At 56.6% G+C, this 1,896-nt stretch carries 2 protein-coding genes and 1 pseudogene; 1 reads left to right on the plus strand and 2 read right to left on the minus strand.

Annotated features, from left to right (window positions below):
• Nucleotides 1-128 (minus strand): annotated as a pseudogene (locus tag AB4Z52_RS36080) (ABC transporter ATP-binding protein); the annotation flags it as partial.
• A 97-nt stretch (nucleotides 129-225) separates the two neighbouring features.
• Complete coding sequence (locus AB4Z52_RS36085) at nucleotides 226-426, minus strand: hypothetical protein (protein WP_442222594.1); 201 nt, start codon at nucleotides 424-426, stop codon at nucleotides 226-228.
• Nucleotides 427-883: 457 nt separating this feature from the next.
• On the opposite strand from AB4Z52_RS36085, the gene AB4Z52_RS36090 reads away from it, so the two are divergent.
• On the plus strand, nucleotides 884-1,896 hold a 1,013-nt coding region (locus tag AB4Z52_RS36090; protein ID WP_442222593.1), incomplete at its 3' end, for an ABC transporter substrate-binding protein.

The following is a 1,896-nucleotide window of genomic DNA, read 5'->3' on the forward strand; positions in this document are numbered from 1 at the left end:
AACTCGCCGCGTTCGACAGACATATTGAAATCGCGCAGAGCCGTCAGCGACTTGCCGGTGGGAGAAACGAAGCGGCGGCTGACGTTGATCAATTCGATCGCCGGAACCCGGCTTTGGTCTTGTTGCATGATGATAACCTGCTGCGTGCTTTGTGGTGGGCGTGCACGATGGCCCTGGAACAAACAATCCGCCTCCGGCCTGAGCCGGAAGCGGACCGGGGAGGAACTACTTTACGTTCTTCACGAATTCGGACAGCACTGCGCGTACGGTCTTCAGACCGTCTTCCGGCATCAAGCCGTCTCGCGCCTCCTGGCCGCCCGCCATGATGGCAATCCTATCGGCGGCATGTGTCGCTGCGCCCAGTGAACCAGCTGAGATGACAAGGGAAAGTGCTACGGTTTGAAAAAGCGTTCGTATCAAACGCATTGAAGTCTCCTCCTACTGATGTCGTGTATTGTTCTTAATCGTCACACTTGCGTGTGCATCCTCCACGATGTGCAGCAAGGCTAACACCCGCAACCTTTCAGTCAGCTTTCATCTGTGAAGAGTTTACTCGACAAAGGATTGCAAGAGCGGGGGCCCACGGCGCGGTATGGAGAACGCGCAGCGGCACGCTCGGCAGAGACGGCGGTTGACGTCGCCGCAGGCCGCCATCCGAATTCAGGCCGATACTCGAGAAAATCCAAAATAAACTGGCTGGGCCGTGCGAACGGTTAAGCGACCAAAATGGTCTCCGATCCTTACGGAATTGAGCGTAGTGGAAGCCAGCCCTCTTAGACTGAAAGCTAAATGAAAGCTTGCCTGTGCCAAATCTTGATAATGTGTCGTGGAGGACGCGCCTGAAGGCGAAGGCGATGCACTAACCAAGTCGGAGGAGATTTCCATGCTAAAATCAAATGCGTTGCTTAATTCCCTGGTATTTTCGGTCGCCCTCGCCGGTGCGTCATTTGGCGCCGCTGCGGCTCATGCGGCAGACAAGGTAACCATCATGGTGGGTGGTTACGAAAAGCAGATCTATCTGCCGGCGAAACTGGCCGAGTCTCTCGGCTATTTTAAGGACGAGGGTCTCGATGTGGAGCTCTTGAACGAGCCTGCCGGCGTTGATGCGGAAAATCAGCTGCTGGCCGGAGCCGTTCAGGGTGTCGTCGGCTTCTACGATCATTGCGTGGATCTTCAGGCCAAGGGCAAGTTTGTCGAATCGATCGTCCAGTTCAGCCAGGCCCCCGGTGAGGTCGAGCTGGTTTCCACGAAGCATCCCGAGATCAAGTCGGCAGCGGACCTGAAGGGCAAAAGCGTCGGGGTTACCGGCCTTGGTTCGTCCACCAACTTCCTGACGCATTACCTGGTGACGAAGGCGGGCTTGCAGTCTGGTGACGTCACGTCGGTTCCCGTCGGAGCAGGGACAACGTTCATTGCAGCCATGCAGCAGGACACCATTCAGGCCGGCATGACGACGGAACCCACGGTCTCGCGACTGCTAAAGACGAAGGAAGCGTCGGTTCTCGTCGACATGCGCACGGCTGAAGCCACCCGCGCTGCACTTGGCGGCACCTATCCGGCTGCTTCGCTTTATGTCGAAACCGCCTGGGCCGAGGCTCACAAGGACCTGTCGCAGAAGCTTGCGAATGCCTTCGTGAAGACCCTGAAATTCATCAACACGCATTCTGCAGCGGAAATCGCCGAAAAGATGCCGAAGGATTTCTACGTCGGGGACAAGGAGGCTTATGTCAAAGCGCTTAACGACGGCAAGGCCATGTTCACAGCCGACGGCGTGATGCCGGAAGACGGCCCGAAGACGGTTCTTGCCGTGCTTTCGCAGGGCAACAAGAACATTGAAGGCAAGCCGATCGATCTGTCGAAGACCTTCACGTCGGAATTCGTCAAGAACGTAAAGTA

This window comes from Rhizobium sp. 2YAF20 (genome assembly GCF_052114685.1).
Classification (GTDB): domain Bacteria; phylum Pseudomonadota; class Alphaproteobacteria; order Rhizobiales; family Rhizobiaceae; genus Rhizobium.

Coding starts and splice junctions, on each gene's coding strand:
- AB4Z52_RS36085 (WP_442222594.1), bottom strand. CDS start 426: ATGCGTTTGATACGAACGCTTTTTCAAACCGTAGCACTTTCCCTTGTC.